The 25872-nt window shown below is 68.9% G+C and carries 26 protein-coding genes and 2 tRNA genes; 24 read left to right on the top strand and 4 right to left on the bottom strand.

The features are described 5' to 3' along the window. The first annotated feature begins 84 nt into the window (after positions 1-84). The 9 genes from obgE (at position 85) to ACZYZ5_RS04010 (ending at position 7672) form a co-directional block, all read left to right on the top strand. Positions 85-1674, top strand: coding sequence for a GTPase ObgE (obgE, locus tag ACZYZ5_RS03970; protein WP_463899332.1), 1590 nt, complete (start codon positions 85-87; stop codon positions 1672-1674). Positions 1675-1684: 10 nt separating this feature from the next. Further along, the gene (proB, locus tag ACZYZ5_RS03975; protein ID WP_463899334.1) at positions 1685-2833 is read left to right on the top strand and encodes a glutamate 5-kinase; all 1149 of its coding nucleotides are present in this window, start codon (positions 1685-1687) and stop codon (positions 2831-2833) included. Between the two features lie 26 nt (positions 2834-2859). After that, complete coding sequence (locus ACZYZ5_RS03980) at positions 2860-4215, top strand: glutamate-5-semialdehyde dehydrogenase (RefSeq protein ID WP_463899335.1); 1356 nt, start codon at positions 2860-2862, stop codon at positions 4213-4215. An 80-nt stretch (positions 4216-4295) separates the two neighbouring features. Beyond that, a complete protein-coding gene (locus ACZYZ5_RS03985; protein WP_463899336.1) occupies positions 4296-4535 on the top strand; it encodes a hypothetical protein in 240 nt (79 codons plus the stop codon). A gap of 55 nt (positions 4536-4590) precedes the next feature. Next, on the top strand, positions 4591-5235 hold the full coding sequence (nadD, locus tag ACZYZ5_RS03990) for a nicotinate-nucleotide adenylyltransferase (RefSeq protein WP_463899690.1): 645 nt from the start codon (positions 4591-4593) through the stop codon (positions 5233-5235). Between the two features lie 7 nt (positions 5236-5242). Beyond that, a complete protein-coding gene (locus ACZYZ5_RS03995; RefSeq protein WP_463899337.1) occupies positions 5243-6655 on the top strand; it encodes a hypothetical protein in 1413 nt (470 codons plus the stop codon). A gap of 116 nt (positions 6656-6771) precedes the next feature. Continuing rightward, positions 6772-7173, top strand: coding sequence for a ribosome silencing factor (rsfS, locus tag ACZYZ5_RS04000; RefSeq protein ID WP_463899338.1), 402 nt, complete (start codon positions 6772-6774; stop codon positions 7171-7173). A 140-nt stretch (positions 7174-7313) separates the two neighbouring features. Continuing rightward, a tRNA-Ala gene (locus ACZYZ5_RS04005) sits at positions 7314-7386 on the top strand. Positions 7387-7599: 213 nt separating this feature from the next. Beyond that, positions 7600-7672, top strand: a tRNA-Ala gene (locus ACZYZ5_RS04010). Positions 7673-7753: 81 nt separating this feature from the next. On the opposite strand, the gene ACZYZ5_RS04015 is transcribed toward ACZYZ5_RS04010, so the two are convergent. Beyond that, positions 7754-8248: a DoxX family protein gene (locus tag ACZYZ5_RS04015; RefSeq protein WP_463899340.1), complete on the bottom strand. Its 495-nt coding sequence runs from the start codon at positions 8246-8248 to the stop codon at positions 7754-7756. Between the two features lie 86 nt (positions 8249-8334). Between ACZYZ5_RS04015 and ACZYZ5_RS04020 the strand changes: the two genes are divergently transcribed. The 4 genes from ACZYZ5_RS04020 (at position 8335) to ACZYZ5_RS04035 (ending at position 12200) form a co-directional block, all read left to right on the top strand. Next, positions 8335-8688: a zinc ribbon domain-containing protein YjdM gene (locus ACZYZ5_RS04020; RefSeq protein WP_463899341.1), complete on the top strand. Its 354-nt coding sequence runs from the start codon at positions 8335-8337 to the stop codon at positions 8686-8688. A gap of 572 nt (positions 8689-9260) precedes the next feature. After that, positions 9261-9548, top strand: a complete 288-nt coding sequence (locus tag ACZYZ5_RS04025; RefSeq protein ID WP_463899342.1) for a DUF3040 domain-containing protein — start codon at positions 9261-9263, stop codon at positions 9546-9548. 148 nt (positions 9549-9696) lie between these two features. Beyond that, positions 9697-10863 (top strand): class I SAM-dependent methyltransferase, encoded by a 1167-nt coding sequence (locus ACZYZ5_RS04030; RefSeq protein WP_463899343.1) that lies wholly within the window; start codon positions 9697-9699, stop codon positions 10861-10863. 83 nt (positions 10864-10946) lie between these two features. Continuing rightward, positions 10947-12200 carry an ROK family transcriptional regulator gene (locus tag ACZYZ5_RS04035; protein WP_463899344.1) on the top strand — a complete coding sequence of 418 codons (1254 nt, stop codon included), beginning with the start codon at positions 10947-10949 and terminating at the stop codon, positions 12198-12200. 33 nt (positions 12201-12233) lie between these two features. Here ACZYZ5_RS04035 and ACZYZ5_RS04040 read toward each other — a convergent pair whose 3' ends face one another. Further along, entirely contained in the window at positions 12234-12431 is a 198-nt protein-coding gene (locus ACZYZ5_RS04040; RefSeq protein ID WP_463899346.1) for a hypothetical protein, read from the bottom strand. A gap of 152 nt (positions 12432-12583) precedes the next feature. On the opposite strand from ACZYZ5_RS04040, the gene ACZYZ5_RS04045 reads away from it, so the two are divergent. From ACZYZ5_RS04045 to metE, 8 genes are all read left to right on the top strand, one after another. Further along, on the top strand, positions 12584-13579 hold the full coding sequence (locus ACZYZ5_RS04045) for an AAA family ATPase (RefSeq protein ID WP_463899691.1): 996 nt from the start codon (positions 12584-12586) through the stop codon (positions 13577-13579). Positions 13580-13581: 2 nt separating this feature from the next. Then, positions 13582-14499: a DUF58 domain-containing protein gene (locus tag ACZYZ5_RS04050; RefSeq protein ID WP_463899347.1), complete on the top strand. Its 918-nt coding sequence runs from the start codon at positions 13582-13584 to the stop codon at positions 14497-14499. A gap of 5 nt (positions 14500-14504) precedes the next feature. Continuing rightward, positions 14505-15026, top strand: a complete 522-nt coding sequence (locus ACZYZ5_RS04055; protein WP_463899694.1) for a hypothetical protein — start codon at positions 14505-14507, stop codon at positions 15024-15026. Continuing rightward, on the top strand, positions 15017-16018 hold the full coding sequence (locus ACZYZ5_RS04060; protein WP_463899348.1) for a vWA domain-containing protein: 1002 nt from the start codon (positions 15017-15019) through the stop codon (positions 16016-16018). The genes ACZYZ5_RS04055 and ACZYZ5_RS04060 overlap by 10 nt, the downstream gene beginning before the upstream one ends. After that, complete coding sequence (locus ACZYZ5_RS04065) at positions 16015-17112, top strand: VWA domain-containing protein (RefSeq protein ID WP_463899349.1); 1098 nt, start codon at positions 16015-16017, stop codon at positions 17110-17112. The genes ACZYZ5_RS04060 and ACZYZ5_RS04065 overlap by 4 nt, the downstream gene beginning before the upstream one ends. After that, complete coding sequence (locus tag ACZYZ5_RS04070) at positions 17109-17957, top strand: hypothetical protein (RefSeq protein WP_463899350.1); 849 nt, start codon at positions 17109-17111, stop codon at positions 17955-17957. Before ACZYZ5_RS04065 ends, ACZYZ5_RS04070 begins: the two co-directional genes overlap by 4 nt. A gap of 342 nt (positions 17958-18299) precedes the next feature. Beyond that, the gene (locus ACZYZ5_RS04075) at positions 18300-19289 is read left to right on the top strand and encodes a methylenetetrahydrofolate reductase (protein ID WP_463899351.1); all 990 of its coding nucleotides are present in this window, start codon (positions 18300-18302) and stop codon (positions 19287-19289) included. A 28-nt stretch (positions 19290-19317) separates the two neighbouring features. After that, positions 19318-21648 carry a 5-methyltetrahydropteroyltriglutamate--homocysteine S-methyltransferase gene (gene metE, locus ACZYZ5_RS04080; protein WP_463899352.1) on the top strand — a complete coding sequence of 777 codons (2331 nt, stop codon included), beginning with the start codon at positions 19318-19320 and terminating at the stop codon, positions 21646-21648. 148 nt (positions 21649-21796) lie between these two features. Here the strand turns inward: metE and ACZYZ5_RS04085 are convergent, their stop codons facing one another. Next, a complete protein-coding gene (locus tag ACZYZ5_RS04085) occupies positions 21797-22303 on the bottom strand; it encodes a DUF2004 domain-containing protein (protein WP_463899353.1) in 507 nt (168 codons plus the stop codon). A 99-nt stretch (positions 22304-22402) separates the two neighbouring features. On the opposite strand from ACZYZ5_RS04085, the gene ACZYZ5_RS04090 reads away from it, so the two are divergent. Further along, positions 22403-22603: a hypothetical protein gene (locus ACZYZ5_RS04090; protein ID WP_463899354.1), complete on the top strand. Its 201-nt coding sequence runs from the start codon at positions 22403-22405 to the stop codon at positions 22601-22603. A 24-nt stretch (positions 22604-22627) separates the two neighbouring features. On the opposite strand, the gene ACZYZ5_RS04095 is transcribed toward ACZYZ5_RS04090, so the two are convergent. Further along, positions 22628-23560 (bottom strand): LysR family transcriptional regulator, encoded by a 933-nt coding sequence (locus ACZYZ5_RS04095; RefSeq protein WP_463899355.1) that lies wholly within the window; start codon positions 23558-23560, stop codon positions 22628-22630. Between the two features lie 184 nt (positions 23561-23744). On the opposite strand from ACZYZ5_RS04095, the gene ACZYZ5_RS04100 reads away from it, so the two are divergent. Both ACZYZ5_RS04100 and ACZYZ5_RS04105 read left to right on the top strand, forming a co-directional pair. Then, a complete protein-coding gene (locus ACZYZ5_RS04100) occupies positions 23745-25142 on the top strand; it encodes an NAD(P)/FAD-dependent oxidoreductase (protein WP_463899356.1) in 1398 nt (465 codons plus the stop codon). Continuing rightward, positions 25139-25870, top strand: coding sequence for a DUF1365 domain-containing protein (locus ACZYZ5_RS04105; protein WP_463899358.1), 732 nt, complete (start codon positions 25139-25141; stop codon positions 25868-25870). Before ACZYZ5_RS04100 ends, ACZYZ5_RS04105 begins: the two co-directional genes overlap by 4 nt. Positions 25871-25872 lie beyond the last annotated feature (2 nt).

Here is a 25872-nt window from a genome sequence, read left to right on the forward strand (position 1 = left end):
GGTCCGCTCCACCGGTGTTTTAACCGCATTACAATCATCTTGGGAGTCTTCGGACACCCGGGGAACAGCACTGAGGAGATCCACGTGGCTAGCTTTGTAGACCGGGTAGTACTGCACGTATCCGGCGGTACCGGCGGCCACGGTTGTGTCTCCGTTCACCGCGAGAAGTTCAAGCCGCTCGGCGGTCCCGACGGCGGCAACGGCGGCAACGGCGGCGACGTCATCCTGCGCGTCGACCCCCAGACCACCACCCTGCTGGACTACCACCACGCCCCGCACCGCCACGCCACCAACGGCGGCCCCGGCATGGGCGACTGGCGCGCCGGCAAGCACGGCGAAACCCTGATCCTTCCGGTCCCCGTCGGCACCGTGGTCAAGTCCAAGGACGGCCAGGTCCTCGCGGACCTGGTGAGCGAAGGCGCCGAATACATCGCGGCCGCCGGCGGCATCGGCGGGCTCGGCAACGCCTCGCTCTCCTCGCAGAAGCGACGCGCCCCCGGCTTCGCGCTGCTCGGCATCGAAGGCGAATCCAGTGACGTTGTCCTGGAACTGAAGTCCATCGCCGACATCGCCCTGGTGGGCTTCCCCTCCGCCGGCAAGTCCAGCCTGATCGCGGCCATGTCGGCCGCGCGGCCCAAGATCGCCGACTACCCGTTCACCACCCTGATCCCGAACCTCGGCGTCGTCCAGGCCGGCGACGTGCGCTTCACCATTGCCGACGTCCCGGGCCTGATCGAAGGCGCCAGCGAGGGCAAGGGCCTCGGCCACTACTTCCTGCGCCACGTCGAGCGCTGCGCCGCCCTCGTGCACGTCCTGGACTGCGGCACCCTCGAATCGGACCGTGACCCGCTCTCGGACCTCGCCATCATCGAGGCCGAGCTGGAGAAGTACGCGGTCGACATGAGCTACAGCGGAGCCGACGGCGAGGTTGTGCCGCTGAACCACCGTCCCCGCCTGGTCGCCCTCAACAAGGTGGACCTGCCCGACGGCAAGGACATGGCCGAGTTCGTCCGTCCGGAACTGGAATCCCGCGGCTACAAAGTCTTCGAAATCTCGGCAACCAGCCATGAGGGCCTCCGCCAGCTCGGCTTCGCCATGGGAGAAATCGTCCAGGCAGCCCGCGACGACCTTGCCGCCGCCCCGCCGAAGGTGCACGCCCCCATCCTCAAGCCGCGTGCGGTCAACGAATCCGGCTTCAAGATCCGCCGCGAAGAGAAGAACCTCGAACCGCTGTTCCGCGTCCTGGGCGACAAGCCCGTGCGCTGGGTCAAGCAGACCGACTTCACCAACGAGGAAGCCATCGGCTACCTCGCCGACCGCCTGGCCAAGCTCGGCGTCGAAAACGAACTGTTCAAGCAGGGTGCCAAGCCGGGCGACACGGTCGTCATCGGCGAGGACGACGGTGTCGTCTTCGACTGGGAGCCGACCATGATGGCCGGCGCCGAACTGCTGGCCGCCCCGCGCGGCACCGACGTGCGTTTCGCCGACATCGGCGACCGACCCACGCGCGGGCAGAAGCGCGACGAGCAGGTCGAGCGCCGCGAGGCCAAGGCTGCCGCCCGCGCCGAACTCGAAGCCGAGCGCAAGGCCGGGGTCTGGACCGAGTCCGTCAGCGGACGCCGCGCCGACAAGCCGCTCAAGGAGAGTGGACTGGGCGAAGAAAATGGCGAGTGAACCCGCAGACATGAGTGTTAGTTCCGGAGTACTCATCGAGGAACCCGCCGACGACAGGAGCGTGCTCGCCAGGGCCCGCCGCATCGTGGTCAAGGTCGGATCTTCGTCGCTGACCAGCATCAAGGGCGGCATTTCGGAAGAAGCGCTCATCTCGCTCTCGGATGCCCTCGCAGCCAAAAGCAACGCGGGCATGGAAATCATCCTGGTCTCGTCCGGGGCCATCGCCGCCGGACTGGCGCCGCTGGGACTGGCCAAGCGTCCCCGGGACCTGGCCACCCAGCAGGCAGCCGCCAGCGTGGGGCAGGGACTCCTGATGGCGCGCTACACGCAGGCGTTTGGTGCCCACGGCGTGACAGTCAGCCAGGTGCTGCTCACGGCCGATGACCTCATGCGGCGCAGCCACCACACGAACGCGTTCCGCGCCCTGAACAGGCTACTCAACCTTGGGGTGGTGCCGGTGGTCAACGAAAACGACACCGTCGCCACGCACAAGATCCGCTTCGGCGACAACGACCGCTTGTCGGCCCTCGTGGCCCACCTGGTCCGTGCCGATGCCCTCGTGCTGCTGTCCGACGTTGACTCGCTCTACGACGGCCCTCCGTCGAAGGGCGCCAAACGGATTCCCCGCGTGGACGGCCCTGAGGACCTCGAGGGTGTGACCATTGGAGCGCCCGGCAAGGCCGGAGTCGGCACCGGCGGAATGCAGACCAAGGTCGAAGCGGCCATCATGGCGGCCGACTCCGGCATCCCCGCAATGGTCACCTCGACTGCCAATATCTCAGCCGCCCTGGCCGGCGAGGACGTCGGAACATGGTTCACCGTGAACGGGGCACGCCAGCCGGTGCGGATGATGTGGCTCGCCCACCTCGCGCACGTGCAGGGCCGGCTGATCCTCGACGACGGCGCCGTAACGGCCGTGCGCGACCGCCGCACCTCCCTGCTCCCGGCCGGGATCTCGGCGGTCGAAGGACACTTCGAAGCAGGGGACGCCGTGGAGATGGTCGCTGCCGATGGAACCGTCATTGCGCGCGGCCTGGTCAACTATTCCGCCGCCGAGTTGCCGCAGATGCTGGGCCGTTCCACGGTGGAGCTCGGTGAGTCGCTGGGACGTGGATTTGACCGCGAGGTTGTTCACGTTGACGATCTGGTTCTGGTTTAGCAAGCGGTCCCGCCTAGACTTGAAGGATGACTGAGGCACTGATTCCCCAAGCCCCTGAGCGATCCAACGATGCCAGCCAGGCAACCCCGATGCCCGGAGTAGAGACGGCGCGACCCTCCGTGGCCGACGTCGAGGCAGGCGTCCACGCCATCGCCGACCGCTCGCGCCAGGCAGCCCGCAGTATGTCCCGCGCCAACCGGGCCTGGAAGGACCGCGGCCTCCGGGCCATCGCGGCCGCGCTGCTGGAACGCAAGGCACAGATTCTAGCCGCCAACACCCAGGACGTCGCCGCCGGCAAAGCCAACGGCACGTCCGCGGCCCTGCTGGACCGGCTCACCCTCACGGACGCCCGCATCCAGGGCCTCGCCGACGCCCTGGAGAACCTCGCCAACCAGCCGGATCCGGTCGGGAACGTGGTCCGCGGCCAGACCCTCCCCAACGGGCTGCGGCTGCGCCAGGTCAACGTGCCCATGGGCGTCGTCGCCGCAATTTACGAGGCGCGCCCCAACGTCACCGTGGACATCGCCGGGCTAGGCCTGAAGAGCGGCAACGCCGTCATCCTGCGCGGCGGTACCGCCGCCGCGGCCACCAACGCCGCCCTGGTCACTGTGCTCCGTGACTCCCTCGAGTCGGTGGGGCTGCCCGCCGACGCGGTGCAGAGCGTCGACCAGTACGGTCGCGAAGGCGCCAACGCGCTGATGCGCGCCCGCGGCCGCGTCGACGTCCTGATTCCCCGCGGCGGCCGGGAACTGATCCAGTCCGTCGTGACCAACGCCGAGGTCCCCGTGATCGAGACCGGCGAAGGCAACGTGCACATCTTCCTGGATGCCTCCGCAGACGAGGACATGGCGGTGCAGATCCTGCTGAACGCCAAGACCCAGCGGCCCAGTGTCTGCAACACCGTGGAAACCCTGCTGGTCCATTCGGCGTCGACCGTGCTGCCCGCCGTCGCCGAGGCCCTGCGCGCCGCCGGCGTCACGCTGCACGCCGACGACCGGGTTCGCGCCGCACTGCCGGCCTCGGTCGACTCTGTTCCCGCCACGGATGAGGACTGGGCCACCGAGTACATGGACCTGGACCTTGCCGTGGCGATGGTGGACAGCCTGGACGACGCCGTCAAGCACATCCGCGCGTGGTCCACGGGCCACACCGAAGCCATCGTGACCAATGACCTTGGCAACGCCGAGCGCTTCATCGCGGAGGTGGATTCGGCCGCCGTGATCGTGAACGCCTCCACGCGCTTCACCGACGGCGGCGAACTGGGGCTGGGCGCCGAGGTCGGCATTTCCACCCAGAAGCTGCACGCCCGCGGACCGATGGGACTGACGGAACTGACCACCACCAAGTGGATCGTCCAGGGCGAGGGCCAGATCAGGTCCTAGCAACGCTGTAACATGGAACAGAAGTCCGGAACGGCGGGGATTCCCGCCGTCGTCAAATTTTGAACTCACTAGGGGAGAACATGCTGTTGCAGCAGATCGCCACAATTGTCAGCGCCGCTGGCGAATCAGGCCATGAGGAACTCGCGCCGATTATTGCACCGCCGTTTGTCGTGGGCGCTGTGATGTTCTCCGTGCTTCTGGTCATGCTGTTCATCACGCTGTCCTACTCCAACCTCGGCAAGCGCCACGAGGCCGTCGAGGAGCATGCGGATCCGCACCGCCAGCACCCGAACAAGCACGATCACGGTCAAGGGCACTAATATTTCCGCCATCGTGAAGCAGCGCGGCGCCAAGCGCCGCCTGCGCCTGGGTGTGATGGGCGGCACGTTCGATCCCATCCACCACGGGCACCTTGTCGCGGCCAGCGAGGTCGCGGCCAAGTTCGACTTGGACGAAGTGGTCTTCGTGCCCACGGGTCAGCCCTGGCAGAAGATGAGCAAGAAGGTCAGCGAGGCCGAGCATCGCTACCTCATGACCGTCATCGCCACGGCGTCGAACCCCCGCTTCACCGTCAGCCGGGTGGACGTGGACCGGCCCGGGCCCACCTACACGATCGACACCCTGCGGGACCTGCACACCCTGCGTCCGGACGCGGACCTCTTCTTTATTACCGGCGCCGACGCCCTGGCCCAGATTCTGTCCTGGAAGGACATCGACGAACTCTGGTCCCTCGCGCACTTCGTCGGGGTCACCCGCCCCGGCCACGTCCTGGACGGGATGGGCCGCAAGGACGTCAGCCTGCTCGAGGTGCCGGCCATGGCGATCTCCTCGACGGACTGCCGCACCAGGGTCGCGGCCGGGAACCCCGTCTGGTACCTCGTCCCCGACGGCGTGGTGCAGTACATCGCCAAGTACGGGCTGTACGGCGGCGACCCGGACACCGGAGCCACCTCCGCCGGTAATGGCGCCGTACGCTATGACCGAAGCACCGAGTTAGCCCAACCCGCCAGCACCGAATGAGTTTGCAATGAGTCAGGAACAGCCACCGATCCGCAGCCGCCGCCAACTGCGGCTGGCCAGAGATGAACGCCTGGAAGCAAACCAGGAACCCGGTACCCCAGGTCCCGGCGCGGTTCCCCCTGCTTCAAACAACGCTGCCTCAAGCAACGCTGCTTCAAACAACCCCGCCGCGGACAGCCCTGCCACTCCGCGGCCCGGCAGTGCTGTTGCCCCCGGCGTTGTCGACCCTGGCGAGCCCACGGAGGCGGAAGTCACCGGCCGCCGCCGGATTCCGGGCCCCGTTGACTCAGTCCGCACCACTTCCGGCTCCGAGCGGTCCTCGCAGGTCCGCGCCCGGGACCGCGCCACCTTGCGCACCATCAAGGAACTCGCCGAAAAAGAAGGCAATCTTTCCGGCGGCGGACCGCCCACCCGGCGCCAGCTCCGGCTGCTGCAACTGGCTGCAGAAACGGCCCCGGCAACCTCCACCAACCTGATTGTCCCGGCCTCCCCGCGGACCCGGGCCACCCCTGTCGTCCGCCAGCCCGGCGCAGCCCCAACTGCGCAGCCGGCCGCTGGTGCACCGGCAGCCTCTGCTGTGCCGGACGCGGCGGGTGCGCAGCCCGGTGTGGACGGCGCTCCCGTTGACGGCGCCAAAGCCGTGGGGCAGAAGTCCGACGGCGGCACTGCCGGCCGGGGCGCAAAGGGACCCCAGGGCATGACCGTGGAGCAGGCCCTCGCGGCGCGGGAACTGCTGGCCCAGCAGGCCGAAAACCAGCTGGCCAAAATGGAACACATCAACGCCATCGACCCGGAAGCCGTCGACCCTGACGTGCTGGCGGAGCAGATCGCCCTGGCCGAGCGGGCCGCCGTGCTGAACCGCCGCGCCGCCGCCAAGCAGAAACTCGCCGAGCAAAACAGCAAACCCGAACCGGTGCGGAATGACCCGACCACGGCTAACAACCTGGCCATGGTCACCCCCCTGGAGTTCGTCCAGGTGCCCGGCGTGGAGCGGCCCGTCTTGAAGCGCCCTGCCACGTCCCACGTGCCAGTCGTCACCAATCCGGGTCCCCGGGTTGAGCAGCCCCGGAAGTCCGGCAACCGCCGTCCGGGTCCTTCCCGCCAGCGGGGTGCGGGCACCACTGCCGGCCGTGCCGGGGTGCTGGCCCGCGCCGAGGCCGTCGCCACCGCTGCCACCGCAGCTCCGGCACCAACCCGCCCCACGGCCGGGACCCCCGCCGCAACCCCGTCCGAGGAGGAGTTCGCCGGCAGGTCACCCGTCGCCGCGAATACCGCCTACGGGCTTGAGCCCCTCGACGCGGACACAGCCGGCCTCGGCAGGGCTCGGTGGCTGCGCCTCGTGCAGCTCGCCGTGCTGGCCCTTGGCGTGATTGCGCTGGTCGCCGGCATCGTGCTCATCATCACTGGCCTCTCCGGCTAGGCATCTTCGTTCCTGGCCCCGTCGTTGCGGCTGGCGGCCATTCCACGCATTTCCGCTACACCAGCCTTTTCACCCAACAAGCTTTTTCACAACAAGCTTTCCCAACAAGGAGTCCCGTGACTGCAACAGAATCAGCCATCGCCACAGCCCGCCACGCAGCCCGAGCTGCCGCGGAGAAACTCGCCGAGGACATCATCGCGATGGACGTCAGCGAACGGCTGGCCCTGGCCGACATCTTCCTGATTGCCTCCGCACCGTCGGAGCGCCAGGTCAACGCCATCGTGGACGGCATCGAAGACGAACTCTCCAAATTCGAGCTCAAGCCGAACCGCCGCGAAGGACGCTCCGGCGGCCGCTGGGTCCTGCTGGACTACGGCGACATCGTCATCCACGTCCAGCACGAGGAAGACCGCGTGTTCTACGCCCTGGAGCGTCTCTGGAAGGACTGCCCCGTCGTGGACCTTCAGCTCGGGGATGACGCTTCCGCCAAGGCCGCGGCAGCCTCCGAAGCGGAGTAGCAGCGGGGGCACAACGGAATATGCCCGATTTGGAATTTTCCGAAAGGCTGTTCTAAGATATTTGAGTTGCTTCGGAGAGATCCGGACCAAAAAGCCGGAACCGAAAGCGCTTGCTGACGGGGTCGGAGCAACGAAAATTCGGGGCTGTGGCGCAGCTGGTAGCGCACCTGCATGGCATGCAGGGGGTCAGGGGTTCGAGTCCCCTCAGCTCCACCGAATATGAATCCGCCGGAATCGAAAGATTCCGGCGGATTTTTTTATCCGCTGACGTCCCCGCCGTCGCTGACATACGGGGCCCGCACAGGTTTCTGCGGACTACCGGCGCCGGCGGCGCGTCGATTCGCGTGAACGCGAATTGTGGTTTAAGATAAACAGGTTGCTTCAAGGAAGACGGTCCAATTCAGGAACGTCTTGCCAGGCAAATTCGGGGCTGTGGCGCAGCTGGTAGCGCACCTGCATGGCATGCAGGGGGTCAGGGGTTCGAGTCCCCTCAGCTCCACCGAAGAGGTCCTGCTCACTGAGCAGGGCCTCCTTTGTTTTTCGGGTGACTTGACCGTGGTTGGCGGGTCCGGCCGGGCATTTAGCGGGGTCGCCTGCCGGATCTCCGGCTCTCCCGCCACGCGCCCGTGCACCACAGGGCCCACAGCACCAGGAGCGGCTGGAACAACAGGCGGATCCCGCGGCTCAGGTCCGTATTGAGTCCGAACGAATCGGTGCCCGCGACGAACTGGGAGACGTTGCCCGGGAAGACCAGGACGAAGAAGGCCGCCACGATCCAGCCGAGGGCCACCCGCTTGCGCCTGAGCAGCAGCAGGCCCAGCCCCAAGCCGATCTCCACCAGCCCGGACGCGACCACAACGAAGTCAACGTCGAGCGGCAGCCAGGGAGGCACCTGGGCGTAGAACGCCTCACGGCTCCAACCCAGGTGGCTGACACCGGCCAGGACCAGGAACCCGCCCAGCAACAGCCGGCCGGCAGTGCGCACCCTTGAGCGCAGCCGGGAATCCGCGGCGTGGGGTGGCGCCGGGTGGTGGGATGGAACCGGACCGGGGGACTGGACTGGGCTGTCGGCCAAGGGGCGCCGCCTTCACTCTAGGGAAATCAGCTTAGCAATCGGGCCTGACCGGCCCTTCGTCCGCCCGCAAGACTAAAGTTGGGCACGTGAACGAGACCCTGCCCCCGTGCCCCGAATGCTCGAGCGAATACACGTATGAGATGGGGGCGCTCCTGGTGTGCCCCGAATGCGCACACGAGTGGGCGCCGGCCGCGGAGGAGGAGTCCGAGGACCAGGAAGCCAAGCCGATCACGGACGCCGTCGGCAACATCCTCGCCGACGGGGACACCGTCACGGTCATCAAGGACCTGAAAATCAAGGGCAGTTCCACCGTGATCAAGGTCGGCACCAAGGTCCGCGGAATCCGGCTCGTGAACGGCGTCGGCGACCACGACATTGACTGCAAGGTGGACGGCGTTGGTCCCATGCAGCTCAAGTCCAGCGTGGTCAAGAAGACCTGACCGGGATCTGATCAGAGGGCGGCTCCGGATTTGAGCGGCCATCCCGAGAGAAGCGCCCTGGCCTGCCAATAGGGACACCGCTGCGGCGGCATCGCCGAGCAGGACAACGCGGCCCGTATGCCAGCGGGGCATCCTGATCTGGGCGACCTGGTCGTAGTAGATGGCTTCGGGGCAGCGGTCGAGGGCCGCGGGACAGATCCGGCCGAGGTCACGATATCTGGATCTCAGCTGGGCCTGAGGGCCATCCGGGAGGGCGGGGTTGTCCGTGCGGTGCACGGCCATGGCGGTGACTCTGCCGGCAGGCTCGCCCGGACCCTGCCGTTCCGGTCAACGTAGTCCGGCCTCTGGATCTGGTAGCCAAGTTCACAAGCAACCCGGGGGAGTGGGCCCTACAACCGGGCCGTCTCCTGGCCCCGCACGCGGCCGCCAGACGGCCCTATGGATAGTGGCGGGGAACAGGCAGATAATGAACGCAAGCACCGTCCAGTGCCCGGCCGGTGCCGATGGTCGGGTAACCGGCGCCCTTTCCCGGCGCCGGGTTCCTCGCCGTAGTTCTGGGGAGGAAGGTTCCCATGCCGCTGTCGGATGAAGAGCGCCGGCGCCTCGACAAGCTCGAGCAGGACCTGGCCGCGTCCGATCCCGAGCTGAACCTCGAACTACAGTCGGGACAACCCCGCGGCATGGCTGCCCGCTCGGTCTGGGGCATTCTGGCCTCTGTGGCCGGCTTCGCGCTGGTCATCTCAGGGATCATCACGCAGATCACGCTCATAGGCGTCATCGGCTTCCTGCTGATGTGCGCAGGTGCATACTGGTTCCTCGGTGGCCTCCGCCTGCGCGATGGATCCGGCTACCCGTTTTGAGCCCCTTCGCCGCCGCGAAGCTGACACGTCCAGCGCCACTCCGCGGCTGGATTCCGTCCTTTGACCGTGCACCTTTCAGGATAAGTTTGCAGGGGCCCTCATTTTCGGGGTCCGAACAACCTGACTGACAAAAGGCGGCAGCTCGCGCGTGGCGGACAACAATCTTGATTCCCTCTTCTCCCGGCTGGGCAGGTTCCCGGACGTGGAGGCGGCCAACCTGCAGGCCTGGGACGCCACGGACAGGCTCCTCCTGGACACCGCCGTGGACCTGCTGGCTGCCGGTGTCCTGCAGCCCGGCAGCCGTCTCGCCGTGGTGGGGGACCGCTACGGGGCGCTGACCCTCGGCGCCCTGGCACTCGACGCCGCCGGCTGGGACGGTCCGGTCCGAGTGCACCAGGACCTCATCACCGGTGAGCATGCCCTCCGCCACAATGCCGGGAACCTCGGCGTCGCAGGCGGCTTCGACCAGCTGCCGCTTGGCGCCGGGCTCCTGTCCGGGGCCGGCGCGGTGCTCCTTCAGCTGCCCAAATCGCTGGCGGAGCTGGAGGAGATTGCCGACGCCATCGCCCGCCACGCCGCGCCCGACGTCGTGCTGCTGGCCGGCGGCCGGGTCAAGCACATGAGCCTCGGCATGAACGCGGTGCTGGAGCGTCACTTCAGCGAGGTCCAGCCCCAGCGCGCCCGGCAAAAATCCCGAATCCTGCTGGCCCGCGGCCCCAGACCCGCCACCGGAGCCCGGCCGTTCCCGGTCACCGAGGTCAACACCGAGTTGGGCTTGACCGTGTGCGCCCGCGGCGCCGTGTTTGCCGGCACCGGGCTGGACATCGGCACCCGGTTCCTGCTGGAGTTCCTGCCCCAGATGCCGCCGGCCCGGCACGCGATCGACCTCGGCTGCGGCACCGGGATCCTCGCCGCCATGTATGCCCGCGCCAACCCCCGATCCAGGGTCACCGCCACTGACCAGTCCGCCGCCGCGGTCGACTCCGCCAGGGCGACGGCGGAAGCCAACGGACTGGCCGCCCGGGTCACCGTCCTCCAGGACGACGCCATGGCCTCGCTGCCGGAGGCCAGCGCTGATCTGATCCTGCTCAACCCGCCCTTCCACGTCGGGGCCGCGGTGCATGCCGGGGCGGGCCTCAAACTGATTGAGGCGGCCGCGCGTGTCCTCGCGCCGGGCGGGGAGCTCTGGACGGTGTTCAACAGCCACCTGCACTACCGGCCCGCGCTGCAGCGGCTGATCGGCCCCACCCGCGAGGTCGGCAGGAACCCGAAATTCACGGTGACCGCCAGCATCCGGAAAACCTCCGAAGTGTGAAGCGGGGCGTGTGGGTGGTCACAGGGGCGTAACATACGATTCTGAGATAAGCAGTGCATAGCCAAAGACGTTTAGGGGTATCAGTGACTGAGATCCGCCAGCCCTCGCCGAGGCGCGGAACCAATTTGCCCCGGATGGGGGACTTCAACCTCACGGTCATCCTCGATGCCATCCGGCGTTCCCCGGCCGGCCTCAGCCGCGTGGAGCTGGCCCAGATCGTCGGGCTGTCACCGCAGACGATCTCCAATATCTCCCGCCGGCTGCTGGACCAGGACCTGATCTACGAGGCCGGCAAGGAAGGCACCGGACCGGGCAAGCCGCGGACCATGCTCCGGCTCAAGGCCTCCGGTATGTACGCCGTGGGCGTCCACCTGGATCCGGCCGTGACAACTTTCGTGGTGCTGGACCTGGTCGGAGCCGTGGTGAAGCACTCCCGGATCAAGACCCCAGGCGGCAGCGATCCCGGAGCCGTGATCGGCACCATCGCCGCCGAGATCAAGCAGCTCATCACGGAGTCCGGCGTGGACCCGGCCCGGATCGCCGGGCTGGGGATCGCCTCACCCGGCCCGATCGACCTCGAGGAGGGCACCGTCGTCGACCCTCCGCTCCTGCTCGGCTGGGACCGCGTGCCGCTCCGCGACGCCCTCGCCGAGGCCACAGGGCTGTCCACCATCGTGGACAAGGACGTGACCAGTGCCGCCGTGGCCGAGACCTGGGCGGGCGGCCCCAGCGGTGCCGGCAGCTTCGTCTTTATGTACATGGGCACCGGAATCGGCTGCGGCATCGTGCTCAATGACGAGGTGGTGCGCGGCACCTCGGGCAACGCCGGGGAGATCGGGCATATCATGGTTGATCCCGACGGCGAACCCTGCGACTGCGGCATGCGCGGCTGCGTCAAGTCCTCCTGCATCCCGCAGGTGCTGGTGGCCCGGGCCGTCGAAGCCGGGGTCCTGGACGGCCCTTTCGAAGCCGCGACGGGACCCGCCATCCAGGAGAGCTTCGCCGCACTGTGTGCCGCTGCCTCCGCCGGCGACGCAAGAGCGGAGGAGATCATCGATCACTCCGCAGTTCTCGTGGCCCGTGCCGTCTCGATCGTCACCAACGCCTTGGACGTGGACCGTGTGGTGTTCGGCGGACCGTTCTGGACCAGCCTCTCGCAGCGGTATCTCGAACGGATCCCGGAGCTGGTCCGGGAAGGCAGCGCCACCCGGAAGATCCACGAGATCGAGGTGGTCGGCACCGGTGTCGGCGAGGATGTCGGCGCGATCGGCGCAGCCTGCCTCGTGCTGGAGCGCGCGCTGGCACCCCGCTCGCAGCGCCTCCTGCTGGAGGGCTAGAGCCGGCCGGCTACTCGGTCCCGGGCACAGGCGTCAATCGATGTCCTCGACGACGGTGCCGAACGGGATCGAATTGTCCAGGTGCGCCTGGTGGTCGTGCGGGTGCACCACAACCCGGACACCGTGCGACTGATCTGCCGCGGACTGCATCAGTATCGGCCGGACGGTGTTGACGAAACTCTCGCTCTTGCCCGCGAGATACTCCTGGTAGCTGGCTGGAAGCTGGATCATGGCAACAGGATAGTCCTGCGGGGGCACGATGGGGAGTGCTCCCCATTGCGGGATTTTCCCAGTGCCGGGTTGGATAGGATGGCCGTTGGCCGCCGCTGAGGCGGTCCGCCGCCACAGACCAGAGACCAAGGGGATTTCGAGTGCTTGAGACTATGGCCGCCGCGCGGATCGAACCGGCGGATCTGGCCCGGGCGCAGCAGACTCTGGCGGCCATCTCCCGCAGTTTTGACGCCAAGGTGGTGGGCCAGGCCCGGCTCCGCGAATCCCTCCTCATCGGGCTCATGACCGGCGGGCACATCCTGCTCGAAAGCGTCCCGGGGCTGGCAAAAACCACCGCCGCGCAGACCGTGGCGGATGCCATCAGCGCGGACTTCCGCCGGATCCAGTGCACCCCGGACCTGCTCCCGAGCGACATCGTCGGGACCCAGCTGTACGACGCCGCCAAGGGCACGTTCGTGACGCAGCTTGGCCCGGTCCACGCCAACATCGTCCTCCTGGACGAGATCAACCGCTCCAGCGCGAAAACCCAAAGCGCCATGCTCGAGGCCATGCAGGAACGCCAGACTTCCATCGGGGGAGTGGTGCACCCGCTGCCCGCCCCCTTTCTGGTGCTGGCCACGCAGAACCCGATCGAGCAGGAGGGGACGTACCTGCTGCCCGAGGCCCAGATGGACCGCTTTATGCTCAAGGACGTGCTGGACTACCCCACCCCGGCCGAAGAGGCGGAGATCATCCGCCGGATCGACGCCGGAGTGTTCACCCCGGAGCAGAAACCCGCCGCGGCTGCCTCGCTCGAGGCCGTCAGTGACCTTCAGGGCGTCGTCCGGCGGGTCTACATCGACCCCGCGATCGTCCGCTACATCGTGGGCCTGGCCTTCGTCACCCGCAATGCAGCCGACTACATCGACGCGCGGCTGGCCGGCTTCATCGAGTTCGGCGCCAGCCCCCGCGCCAGCATCGCCTTCAGCCAGGCCGCCCGGGCAGTGGCGCTGCTGGACGGCCGGGACCATGTGATCCCCGAGGATGTGAAATCGCTGGCCCACCGCGTGCTGCGCCACCGGCTCATCCTCGGTTTCGAGGCCGTCGCCGAGCAGGTGCCGGTGGAGACCGTAATAGACGCCATCGTCGCCGCCGTCCAGACCCCCTGAGGATGGCGAGCCTCCTCCAGCGGGTGAAGTCGAAACTGTCGATCTACGCGCACCGCAAGGCCCGCGGCATGCTCGAGGGCCAGTACGGCTCCGTCTCCCACGGCCGCAGCCTGGACTTCGATGACCTCCGCGCCTACGTGCCCGGCGACGAGGTCCGCGACATCGACTGGAAGGCATCCGCGCGGCACGGTTCCCCGCTGGTCCGGCGCTACCTCGCAGTCCGCCGGCAGACCCTGCTGCTGGTCACCGACACCGGCCGCAACATGGCCGCCGAATCCCGGGACGGCGAGCCGAAGAAGGACATCGCTGTTCTCGCCCTGGGGGTGGTGGGCTACCTCGCGCACCGCCACGGCGACGCCGTCGGGCTGGTGTGCGGCGACTCCGGCGGTACCCGCACGCTGCCGGGCAAGGCCGGCGAAGCGCACCTGGAACGGCTGCTCCGCGAAGTCCATGACACCACTTCGCTGGACTCTGCGCCGAGCCGGCTGGAAACCCAGCTGGATTACGTGGTCCGAAACTTCTCCCAGCGGATGCTGCTCCTGGTGGTGGCCGACGAACTCCTGCCGGATGCGGAGACGGAACGGCTGCTCCGCCGGCTGCGCGCCCAGCACGAGATCCTGTGGCTGACGGTCCGGGACGCCGAACTCCTCGGCGCCTCCGCCGACTCCTACGACGTTGCCGGTACGACGGCGGGAACGCAGTCCGGCGATGCTGCGGGACCGCGGTCGGGGCTGCTGCCCGGCGGGCTGGCGGACTCCGCCGCCATCGCCGGGGCGTACGCGCGTGCCCGGGACGACAGAGACGCGGTGCGGCAGTCGATGCTGCGCCGACTGGGCATTGCCGAAGTCGACGCCGGCAGCAGCGACGACGTGATCCCCGCCGTCTTCACCCTCCTGGCCCGGCAACGGCGGGGACGGTGACTGCCATGGACGGTGACTTCTTCGGGCCGCTGGAGTACAGCGCCTGGTTCCCGTGGGCGGCCCTGGGACTGCTGGTCCTGGTCGCGGCCTGGTATGCCTACCTTTTCCGGAGCACCCGGCGCCCGCCCGCCGGACAGCACGCCGGGGAGGCCCCGGCGCCTCCCGCCGCCGTTGCCGCACCGGATCTGGCCCGGCTCCGCCGCGACTACCTTCAGCGGATCGACGCGGTCGACCGTGAGGCAGCGGCCGGCACCCGCTCCGGGCGTTCCGCCCACCAGGAGCTGAGCCTGCTGATCCGCAGTTTCGTCCGCGACGCTTCAGGCGTGGACGCGACGCGGATGACCCTGGCCGAACTCCGGGCGGTAGGCGCGGTAGGCGCGGTAGGCGCGGCGGGGCACGGCGTCCCGGCATCGGCCGCGGCCGATGCCATCGCGGCGCTGTACCCGGCGGCATTCGCAGCCGGACCGGCGTCGGGCGCCGCGGAAGCAGCGCGGACCGCGCGGGAAGTGGTCCGCTCGTGGAACTGATCTTCTGGTGGATCCTGCCGGCCGCCGCCGTGGTGGTCCCCGCGGCCTGGTTCCTCAGCTGGCGGCGGCACCGGGCCCGCGCTGCCCGGCGCCGTCCGGTCGCCCATAGCGACCGCCTCACCGCGCTGCCGGAGTACCAGGCGGCCCTGCGGAAACACCGGAACCGGCTGCGGCTCCTTGCCGCCGCCGGGACCGTGCTGATGGTGGCCGCCGTCGTGGCCGCCGCCCGCCCGGCCGAACGCAGCACCGTCCGGCCCGAGCAGCACAAACGGGACATCATCCTCTGCCTGGACGCCTCCGGCTCCATGAACAGCGCCGACGCCGCTGTGGCGGACGTCTTCGGCTCGCTCGCCCGGCAGTTCGACGGCGAGCGCATCGGCCTCACCATCTTCGACAGCAGCGCCGTGCAGGTGTTCCCCCTGACCGATGACTACGACTATGTCCAGGACCAGCTCCGGCAGGCGAAGAGCGCCTTCGACGGGGCCGGCAGCGGGAGCTTCCTCGACGGAACTTGGAACGGCGAGGGTTCCTCGCTGATCGGCGACGGCCTGGCGTCCTGCCTCCAAAGCTTTCCGGCGGCGCCCGAAGGGGAGGAGCCCGGACGCCGGGCCCGATCGGTCATCCTGGCCACGGACAACTTCCTGTCCGGCACACCGCTCGTCACCCTCGCGGAAGCCGGAGCCCTGGCAAAGGAACGGGACGTGCGGGTCTTCGCGCTGAACCCGGGCGACTACGACTTCGGCCCGGACACCGGCGCGGAACAGCCCGGCGCCCAGCTGCGCAGCGTGGCCGAGGCCAGCGGCGGCGCGTACTACGCCCTCGACAGCCCGGACGCGGTGCCCGGCATCGTCACAGGGATCGAGGCCACCGAGGCCGCGGCGTTCCGGGGCGCACCCCGGGCCGTGGTGTCCGACCGCGCCGAGGTTCCGCTCGCCGTGGCCCTGCTGGCCGGGCTGGTCCTCGCCGGAGCATCGTGGAGGCCCCGGCGATGACACTCAACCCCGTCCTGTCCTGGTGGGTCCTGGGACCGCTGGCCGCCGCCATCGTCCTGGGCCTCGGCTGGGTCCTGTTCCGTTCCCGGCAGCAGCACGCGCCGTCCGGGGATGCAGGGTTCCGCGGCTGGCTCTTCCGCGGCGGCCTTGTGCTGCTCCTGCTCCTCGCCGCCTGCCGGCCCGGGCTCCCAGGCGGCACCGTCGAGGCCGCCGCCACGGACCTGAATGTGTTTTTCGTGGTGGACACGAGCAGCAGCATCGCCGCCGAGGACCATGCCCCCGCCGGGGGACAGTCAGCCGGGGGACAGTCAGCCGGTGCGCCGCGGCTCGACGGTGTCCGGGAAGACATCCGGGCCATCGCCCGGGAACTCGGCGGCGCCCGCTATTCGCTCATCAGCTTCGATTCCAGCGCCGCCGTGCAGATGCCCCTGACCACCGACACGTCCGCGCTGGAGGCCGCGGTCGCCGTGCTGGGACCCGAGGTGACCGACTACTCGCAGGGCAGCAGCATCACCGCGGCCCGGATGGTCCTCGCCGAACGGCTCACCGCCGCCCGGGACGGCCACCCGGACCGACCCCGGGTGGTGTTCTACTTCGGTGACGGCGAACAGACCAGCGCCGCCGCACCCCAGGCCCTGGGGATTGACGGTTCCCTGGTGAGCGGCGGCGCCGTCCTCGGCTATGGCACGCGGGACGGCGGCCGGATGAAGGAAAACAGCGGCGACCCCACCCGGCCGGCTTCAACGTACATCCAGGACCCGGCGACCGGCGCCGCTGCCGTTTCCCGGCTGGACGAGGACCGGCTGCGGGACCTCGCACGCCAGCTCGCCGTGCCCTATCTGCACCGCGCTGCTGGGGATGCGGCGGCCCCGATGCTGCAGCAGGCCACGCCCGGCACCCTGGTGCGCACCGGTGTTGCCCTCGACGGCAGGACCGAACTCTACTGGGCGCCGGCTTTCGCCGCGTTCCTGCTGACGCTGCGCGAAACGCTGCTGGTGTCCGGCCAGCTCAGGGAGCTCCGGCCCGCCCGCCGGCCCGCCCGCCCTGTGCCCGCGGGGGCGGCACGGTCCGCCGGCCGGGGGCCGGGCGCATGAGCGTCCGACGCCAGCGCCGGCTGCTGCTCTGGTCCGCGCTGCCCGTCCTGCTGGCGCTGCTGCTTGCCGCCAAGCTGCTCAGCGCCGCCTGGTTCGCCGGACAGGCCAGCGGCGCCTTTGCCCGGGGTGACGCGCCAGCGGTGGAGTCGGCCGCCGCGATCCTGGGCGTCGCGAACTTCCTCGAACCGCACAAAGCACGCTTCGCGACCGGGGACGCCCTGGCGCTCAGCGGCGACTACGCCGGCGCGCGCACCGCCTTCGAGGCGGCCCTGGCCGCGGCACCGGCGGCCGACGAATGCCGGGTGCGGGCCAACCTGGCGCTCAGCATCGAACGGCTGGGCGACGCCGAGGCCGACGCCGGCAGCGGCGGCACCGGCGGTTCTGCCGGTCCGGACAGCGCCGGCGGTTCTGCCGGTCCGGACGGCACCGGCGGCACCGCCGGCCCCGACAGCACTGACGAGGGCCTCCGTCTGCTGGAGGAGGCCCTGGCCGTGGTCAGGGCCGCGCCCGCCGGCTGCTTCGACTCAGATAGCGCCGACAGCGCCGACGCTGCCGACACCGGGGCGGAGGAGAGGCTGCAAACCGCGGGGCAGCGGCTGGAAGGAAAGATCGAGCGGCTGCGCGGGCGGCCCGGATCCGGCGATACCACCGAATCCGAGGAGTCCGGCACGGAATCCGGACCGGAAGGGGAAGCCGGCGCCGGTTCGGGGGAGCCTCTCGGCGCGCAGCTGGAGCAGCTCCGGGAGTCCGGACAGTCCGCCCAGCAGGAACGCAACCGTGGCCTGCAGCGGGAAGAGTATCTTAAGGGGACCGGCACCGGAACGCTCACGGACAAGCCCTGGTGACCGTACGGGCGAAGAATATTCTGTACCGGGATGAAATATGCCGTAAAGCTGCGTCTTAATTCGGGGGCTGACTTGAACAGCATCCCGGCCCGCCCTAGAGTTCTATCCAAGTTACCTCAGTAACGTGTCAGCGATCCTCCGCTTACAGCCAGCCTCCCGGCTGGCCCAGGAGGGTGTGGGTGCCCCCATGTGGGCCTGACATTTGCTCACGGACAACTTCGTATCAGGCGTAACAGTTGCGGCTGCGCCCTGCTGGAGTTTCTTCCGTGTTCCCCAAACTCAATTCACCGACGGCACCCGTTTTCCGGGCGCAGCTGTCAGTGTTCACAGCCAAGGACGCAAATGTCTCCACCAAGCCTTATCGACACCCATCCAAATCTCATCGGCACAGCCCCTGTCGCGCTGTCCTACGAGCTTTTCCCGCCACGGTCGCCCGCGGCCGCCGAATCGCTCTGGACCACCATCGGCGAGCTGGAAGCCACGGACCCGGACTACGTGTCCGTGACCTACGGCGCCAGCGGCTCCAACCGGAACACCGCCGTCGAACTCATCAACCGCCTCGTCCAGGAAACCACCCTGCGCCCGCTGGCGCACCTGACCTGTGTGGGCAACTCCCCGCAGGAGCTCGCCGAGATCATCGGCGAACTACTCGACGTCGGCGTGCGCGGCATCCTGGCCCTGCGCGGCGACCAGCCCAAGGACGGCGTTGCCCCTCCCGAGGGATCACTGCGCTACGCCCAGGACCTGATTGAGCTCATCCGCCGCGTCGAACAGCGCCGCTCGGCGCTGCTCTGTGCCGGCAGGGTCGCCGTCGGCGTCGCCGCCTACCCCACCCGGCACCCGGAGTCCCCGAGTGAGGCACACGACGTCGAGGTGCTGCTGGCCAAGCAGCGCTCCGGTGCCGACTTTGCCATCACCCAGGTCTTCTTCCACACCGAGCAGTACGCGGACCTGCTGACCCGGGCGCGCCGGGCCGGCGTCACCATCCCGATCATCCCGGGCGTTATGCCGCTCACTAGCCTCCGCCGGCTCGCCCGGCTCAGCGAGCTGACCGGCGTCGAACCGGACCCGGTCCTGATCGGACGGCTTGCCGCCGCGGAGACCGACGCCGACCGCACCCGGATTGGGGTCAGCGCCACCGTGGACCTGGCCAACGCGGCCCTGGACGCCGGCGCCCCTGGACTGCACCTCTACACCTTCAACGAACACACCGCCGCCCTCGACGTGCTGGACAAACTCGCCCTGCCCCGACCTCAAAGAGGCAACCGGCACAGCGGCAACCGGCACAGTCGCCACCAGCGCACGGCCGGCCGCCGCCAGCTCGCCAGCTAACCACCCCACCAACGCTTAGGACTTTCCCATGACTGCAAAGAACACCCCCTTCCCGGCTGCCTCGATCCTCGGCTACCCGCGCATCGGCCGCCGCCGCGAACTCAAGAAGGCCGTGGAGGCCTACTGGGCCGGCAAGATCGACGCCGCCGCCCTCGACGCCGCCGCCAAGGAGATCCAGCTCGGCACCGCCCGGCGCCTGCAGGGCCTGGGCCTGACCGAAGCCGCCGCCGTTCCCGGCACGTTCTCGTACTACGATCAGGTGCTCGACGCCGCCGCCCACCTCGGCGCCGTGCCCGCCCGCTTCGGCAACCTCCTGAACGCCGAGGGACAGCTCGACATCGACGGCTACTTCACCCTGGCCCGCGGCACCAAGGACCAGCAGCCGCTGGAAATGACCAAGTGGTTCGACACCAACTACCACTACCTCGTCCCGGAGATCGGCCCGGAGACCAGCTTCTCGCTGACCTCCAACCGCATCGTCGAGGAGTTCGAATACGCCCTCGCCAACGGCGTTCAGACCCGCCCGTACATCGTCGGCCCCGTCACCTTCCTGCTGCTGAGCAAGGCCTCCGACGACGCCCCGGCCGGCTTCAGCCCGCTGTCCCGCCTCGAGGACGTGCTGCCGGTCTACACCGCCCTGCTGGAGAAGCTGGCCGCCGCCGGCGCCGGCTGGGTGCAGCTCGACGAGCCCGCCCTCGTGGTGGACCAGGACACCCCCGCCGCCGAGATCCAGGCCGCCGTCGCCCGCTCCTACGAGGTGCTCTCCGCTGCCGCCAACCGCCCGCAACTGTTCGTCTCCGCCCCGTACGGTGCGCTCGACGGCCTGCTCGGCACGCTCGCCGCGACCGGCATCGACGCCCTGCACCTGGACGTCTTCAAGGGCGCCGTTCCCTCCGCAGCGGCCCTGGCCGCCCTGGGCAACAAGACCCTCGTCGCCGGCGTCGTGGACGGCCACAACATCTGGCGCAACGATCTTGCCGCCTCCGCGGAGAAGATCGCGGAGCTGAAGCAGTCCGTCGCCAAGCTGGCGGTCAGCACCTCCACCTCCACCCAGCACGTCCCGCACGACGTCGACGAGGAGACCCAGCTCTCCGCGCAGCTGCGCAGCTGGCTGGCCTTCGCCGACCAGAAGGCCACCGAGGTTGTCACCCTCGCCGGCCTGCTGACCGACCCGGCCGCCGTCCAGCCGGCCATCGATGAGGCCACGCGCATCATCGCCGACCGCGCCGCCGCCGACGGCGTCCGCCGTGCCGAGGTCCGGAACCGCACCGCCGCCCTCACCGACGCCGACTTCAGCCGCTCCGACTACGGCGTCCGCGAAGCCGCGCAGACCCAGGCCCTGCACCTGCCGCCGCTGCCCACCACCACCATCGGCTCCTTCCCGCAGACCGGCGAAATCCGCACCGCCCGGGCCCGCGCCAACAAGGGCGAGCTCAGCACCGAGCAGTACGAGCAGCTCATGAAGGAAGAGATCAAGCGCGTGGTGGAGTTGCAGGAAGAGCTCGGCTTCGACGTCCTGGTCCACGGCGAGCCCGAGCGCAACGACATGGTCCAGTACTTCGCCGAGAACCTCGAAGGCTTCGACGTCACGGTGCACGGCTGGGTCCAGTCCTACGGCTCCCGCTGCACGCGCCCGTCGATCCTGTGGGGAGATGTCACCCGCAGCGCCCCCATCACGGTGGAATGGGCCCGGTACGCGCAGTCCCTGACCAACAAGCCGATGAAGGGCATGCTCACCGGCCCGGTCACGATCCTCGCCTGGTCCTTCGTCCGCGATGACCAGCCGCTCGGCGAAACCGCCAACCAGGTGGCCCTGGCCCTCCGGGACGAGATCGCCGACCTCGAAGCCGCCGGCATCAAGGTCATCCAGGTGGACGAGCCCGCCCTGCGCGAACTCCTGCCGCTGCGCAAGGCCGACCAGGCCGCGTACCTGGACTGGTCCGTGAAGTCCTTCCGCCTCGCCACCGCCGGCGCCGGGGACGCCACCCAGGTCCACACGCACCTGTGCTACTCCGAATTCGGCGCCATCATCGACGCGATCGACGGCCTCGACGCCGACGTCACCTCGATCGAGGCCGCCCGCTCCCGCATGGAGGTCGTCCACGACCTCGAGTCCCACGGCTTTGGCCGCGGCGTGGGCCCGGGCGTCTACGACATCCACTCGCCGCGCGTCCCGGGCGAGCAGGAAGTCACCGAACTGCTCAGCACCGCCGTAAAGCATGTCCCGTCCCGCCAGCTCTGGGTCAACCCGGACTGCGGCCTGAAGACCCGCGGCTACGCCGAGACCGAAGAGTCCCTGCGCAACCTGGTCCACGCCACGAAGACGGTCCGCGCCGAACTGCTGGAAGCCGCCAAGTAGCAGGCAGCCCAGCTCACCCCCTGAGCTGACCCAACAACGGCGGCCGGCCACCCCTCAAGGTGACCGGCCGCCGTCGTACGTTTTACTCATCGATTGCTGAGCAACCGCCGTTTTGAGGGTTCAGAAGGGCCGTTGGGGAGCAGTCGATTCAGGATTCCCAGAGGATCTCGTCGTCCACGACGCCGTCCTCGTCCGCTGACGCGACCAGGACCTCGTCGGTGAAGTGCTGGCCGAGCGTGAAGTCCAGAACGAAATAGCGCTCGGGCTGGCCGGGGAAGATGCCCACATGGCCCAACTTCAGCGCCTTGAGGAAGACCGCGTCGGTGAGCTGGCTCTTGTCCTCGACGCCGAAGACCTTCCTCAGGTGTTCGTCCTTGATCGCGTTGCAGTGGAAGTGCCGGTACTCCTGCGGGCTGGTGCCGTCCTGCTCCAGTTCGTCGGCGATCATTTCCCGGACCTGGTCCACGAGCTCGGGCAGGAAGCGCAGCCGGTAGTCAACTTTATGCATCGCCGCTTCATCGAAGTGGTCATGCGCATTGACATTCAGGTCAAGCTCCACGGTCTGGCCCGCCAGTTCATGCTTGGCGGTGAAACTGTGGTCCCTTCCGTGGTTGAGCTCAACCTCTCCGAAGTGCTTGCTCGCTACCTTGTTCATACCTTCAACATAGTCCTGAAAACCGCTCCGTTCCAGCATTCCCAAGGTTTTGTCCGCTACCGTACCCGCCCGCCGCCCGGGGGCCGGTACATTAAGCGCGTGCAAACTGTTGCCCCCGCCGTCGCCCGCGCCCGTGAACTGTACGACAGCGGCGCCACCCGCCCGCTGGCCTGGCGGCGGGAGCAACTCGGCAGCCTGCGCCGGATGGTGGCCGAGCGCCGCACGGAATTTGCCGACGCGCTGGCCAGCGATCTGGGCAAGCACGCCGCCGGGCCCCGCAACCGGCTCCGCCCGCGCTGAACTCAGCGCTGACTCTGGGCTGCCTCAGCCCTGGCGCGGAACCGCCTGCTTCAGGGCCGGGGAGTTGAACGTGTCGGCCAGCAGTTCGACGAAGAGCTGGACCTGCGCAGTCTGCTTCTCATTGATCAGCAGGGCAAAGACGTTGCGGGCCAGCCGGATCTCGGGAACGTCCAGCACCACCACGCCGGCCGGGCGGTGCAGCAGGGCCAACTCGGGAACCAGCGCCGCGCCCAGCCCGGCCGCGGCCATCTCGAGGCTCGCATGGAAGTCATCGCTGTAGGCCACGACCCGGGGGTGCAGGTTGCAGCTGGCGAAAAGCCGCTCGATCACCGTGGCGTCGGACGTGCCGGGGTGGTGAACAATCCACGGCATGTCGGAGAGGTGGTCCGCCGCGACCTTCGACCCCGTGCCGATGCCCCAGGCCGCCGGCAGCACCACCCGGAAGTCGTCGTCGCCGATCCACTGCCGTTTCACGGTGTGCGGCCACGCGAGGCCCGACTGGCCCACCTGGTAGACCAGGGCGACGTCGAGTTCACCGCCCGTGCGCAGGCCCTGGATGGTCTGGGCAGGCTCGGCCACGGAGACGCGCAGGTCGATGCCGAGTTTCTTCCAGACCGGGTTCGCCAGGATCCGCGGCAGCACATAGGTCGCCAGGCTGGGGAAGATGCCCAGCCGAAGCTCCTGCCGCGTGGTGTCCCCGGTGCGCGAGGCCGCCGCCATGAGGGCGTCGATGTCCGTGAGGACCTTGGCTGCGTGCCGGGTCATGACCAGGGCCGCTTCGGTGGGCTGGATGCTGCGGGCCGAGCGCTGGAACAGCTCGACGCCGGTGTCGCGTTCCAGCGCGGACATCTGCTGGGAAACGGCCGACGCCGTGTAGCCGAGCCGGGTGGCGGCCGCCGCGAAGGAGCCCAGCCGGGTCACTTCGACGAGGGTCCGCAGATGGACGGGGTTAATCAAGGGGCTGCCCTTCGCAGGTTCCGGTGAGGCGGGACTGCAATCCCGCTTCATTCTGGCACATTGGTTCGAAACGAAAAGCTGGAAAGTCGCACACATCCGTCGGCCCTGCGGCGACGAATTGCCCATAAGACGATTCACCCGGACGATCGACGCAATCGATCTACCAGCCACCAGGAGCAGATCAGTGTCAGATGTAGCAGGGATTCCCGAGGGCCGGCGAGTAGCCGTGATTGGCAGCGGCGTGGCGGGACTGACCGCCGCCTACGTCCTGAACCGGCAGGACTCCGTGACCCTGTTCGAAGCCGACTCCAGGCTCGGCGGGCACGCCCACACCCACGACGTGCCGCAGGCCGGCGGCCCCGTGCTCGGGATCGACACCGGCTTCATCGTCCACAACGAACGGACCTACCCCACGCTGCTGCGGCTCTTCGCCGAACTGGGCATTGAGACCCAGGACTCGGAAATGAGCATGTCCGTCCGTTGCGACGGCTGCGGCCTGGAGTACGCCGGCGCCCGGGCCAAGGGCCGCGGCATCCTTCCCCGGCCCTCCATCTTGCTGCGCGGACGCTACCTGCTGATGCTGCTCGAGGTGATGCGCTTCTACCGCAAGGCCCGCGCCCTGCTCGCCGAGGCGGCCCCTTCAAGGGAGAACACGGCCGGGCCGGAACCGACCCTGGGCGAGTTCCTCGCTCGGGAGAAGTTCAGCAGCTACTTCATCTCGCACTTCATGACCCCGATCGTGAGCGCCGTCTGGTCCTGCGACCCCACCACCGCCCTGGCCTACCCGGCCCGCTACCTCTTCACCTTCCTGGGCCATCACGGCCTGCTCGGCGTCTCCGGCTCACCGCAGTGGCGCACCGTCACCGGCGGCTCGCGCAGCTACGTGGAGAAGATTGCCGCCACGCTGCCGGAAATCCGCCTCGGCAGCCCGGTGACCGGAGTGCGCCGCCACGCGGACGGAGTGGTGCTGACCACCAGTACCGGCGCGGGAACGCTGACCACCGAAACCTTCGACGCCGTCGTGATCGCCACCCACCCGGCCCAGGCACTGGGCATGCTCACCGACGCCTCCCCGGCCGAGCGGGCCGCGCTCGGCGGGATGCCGTACTCGGTCAACCACACCGTCTTTCACCGCGACGCCGCCGTGCTCCCGTCCAGCGACAACGCCAAAGCGTCCTGGAACTACCGGCTGCCCTCCTGTGACGCCCGGCCGGACAAGGTCCTGGTCAGCTACGACATGACCCGGCTCCAGCGGCTGGCCCCCGCGGACGGCGGGCGCTACATCGTCAGCCTGGGCGAATCCGACCTGATCGCGGACAACACCGTGATCGAGCGGATGGTCTACGAGCACCCGCAGTACACCCCCGACTCGCTCCGGGCCCAACAGCGGATCCTCGCCCTCGGCGACGACCGGCTGGCCTTCGCCGGCGCGTACCACGGCTGGGGTTTCCACGAGGACGGAGCCCTCTCCGGGGTCCGGGCGGCGGCGCGGCTCGGACGCGAGTGGGACGACGCCGGCGTCGCGCTTGCTACGGTTTCCCTGGACCCGGACCTGCAGACAGTCCCCGCGGAGGGCGCATGAGCGCCACCGCTGCCATCTACCGCACGTCCATTGCGCATGTGCGGCGCACCCCGCTGAAGAACGCGTTCACGTACCGCAGTTACAGCTGGTATGTCGACGTCGACCGGCTGCCCGTGCTGCCCCGACTGCTCCGGCCGCTCGCCGGCCTCAGCGCCGCGGACCACCTGGGCAACCCGGACGGCACGTTCCGCGGCAACGTCGAGGCGTTCCTGGCCACCAGGGGGATTGACCTCGACGGCGGCCGAATCACGATGCTCACCAGCGCCCGGGTGTTCGGGCACGTGTTTAACCCGCTGAGCCTGTTCTGGTGCCACGACGCCGCCGGGGAGCTGCGCTGCGTCCTCGTCGAGGTCCACAACACCTACGGCGAACGGCACTGCTACCTCCTCGAAACTGACGACGCCGGCCGGGCCAGCGTCCCCAAGGCGTTCTACGTCTCACCCTTCAACGACGTCACAGGCCAGTACCGGATGAAGCTTCCGGAACCCGGCGAACGGCTTGCTGTCTCGATCGTCCTCGAGCGCGAGGGGCAGCAGCCCTTCATCGCCAGCGTGGACGGCGAACGCCACGACGCCACCGTGCGGAACATCCTCGCCTCGGCGCTCGCCGTCCCGCTGGCACCCCTGCGCGTCTCGGCGCAGATCCGCTGGCAGGGAATTAAGCTTTGGGCACGCCGGCTGCCCCTCATCAAACGACCACACCACCCTTCCCAGGAGGCAGTTCAGTGACT

The organism is Pseudarthrobacter ribosi, assembly GCF_055412865.1.

What these genes read in the sequence shown, in the direction of transcription:
- ACZYZ5_RS03980 (WP_463899335.1), top strand. Translation starts at nt 2,860, where the DNA reads ATGACTGAGGCACTGATTCCCCAAGCCCCTGAGCGATCCAACGATGCC.
- ACZYZ5_RS04045 (WP_463899691.1), top strand. Translation starts at nt 12,584, where the DNA reads ATGGCCGCCGCGCGGATCGAACCGGCGGATCTGGCCCGGGCGCAGCAG.
- nadD (WP_463899690.1), top strand. Translation starts at nt 4,591, where the DNA reads ATGGGCGGCACGTTCGATCCCATCCACCACGGGCACCTTGTCGCGGCC.
- ACZYZ5_RS03985 (WP_463899336.1), top strand. Translation starts at nt 4,296, where the DNA reads ATGCTGTTGCAGCAGATCGCCACAATTGTCAGCGCCGCTGGCGAATCA.
- ACZYZ5_RS04065 (WP_463899349.1), top strand. Translation starts at nt 16,015, where the DNA reads ATGACACTCAACCCCGTCCTGTCCTGGTGGGTCCTGGGACCGCTGGCC.
- ACZYZ5_RS04105 (WP_463899358.1), top strand. Translation starts at nt 25,139, where the DNA reads ATGAGCGCCACCGCTGCCATCTACCGCACGTCCATTGCGCATGTGCGG.
- ACZYZ5_RS04055 (WP_463899694.1), top strand. Translation starts at nt 14,505, where the DNA reads ATGGACGGTGACTTCTTCGGGCCGCTGGAGTACAGCGCCTGGTTCCCG.
- ACZYZ5_RS04050 (WP_463899347.1), top strand. Translation starts at nt 13,582, where the DNA reads ATGGCGAGCCTCCTCCAGCGGGTGAAGTCGAAACTGTCGATCTACGCG.
- ACZYZ5_RS03995 (WP_463899337.1), top strand. Translation starts at nt 5,243, where the DNA reads ATGAGTCAGGAACAGCCACCGATCCGCAGCCGCCGCCAACTGCGGCTG.
- ACZYZ5_RS04075 (WP_463899351.1), top strand. Translation starts at nt 18,300, where the DNA reads ATGTCTCCACCAAGCCTTATCGACACCCATCCAAATCTCATCGGCACA.
- ACZYZ5_RS04025 (WP_463899342.1), top strand. Translation starts at nt 9,261, where the DNA reads ATGCCGCTGTCGGATGAAGAGCGCCGGCGCCTCGACAAGCTCGAGCAG.
- ACZYZ5_RS04085 (WP_463899353.1), bottom strand. Translation starts at nt 22,303, where the DNA reads ATGAACAAGGTAGCGAGCAAGCACTTCGGAGAGGTTGAGCTCAACCAC.
- proB (WP_463899334.1), top strand. Translation starts at nt 1,685, where the DNA reads ATGAGTGTTAGTTCCGGAGTACTCATCGAGGAACCCGCCGACGACAGG.
- ACZYZ5_RS04040 (WP_463899346.1), bottom strand. Translation starts at nt 12,431, where the DNA reads ATGATCCAGCTTCCAGCCAGCTACCAGGAGTATCTCGCGGGCAAGAGC.
- ACZYZ5_RS04070 (WP_463899350.1), top strand. Translation starts at nt 17,109, where the DNA reads ATGAGCGTCCGACGCCAGCGCCGGCTGCTGCTCTGGTCCGCGCTGCCC.
- metE (WP_463899352.1), top strand. Translation starts at nt 19,318, where the DNA reads ATGACTGCAAAGAACACCCCCTTCCCGGCTGCCTCGATCCTCGGCTAC.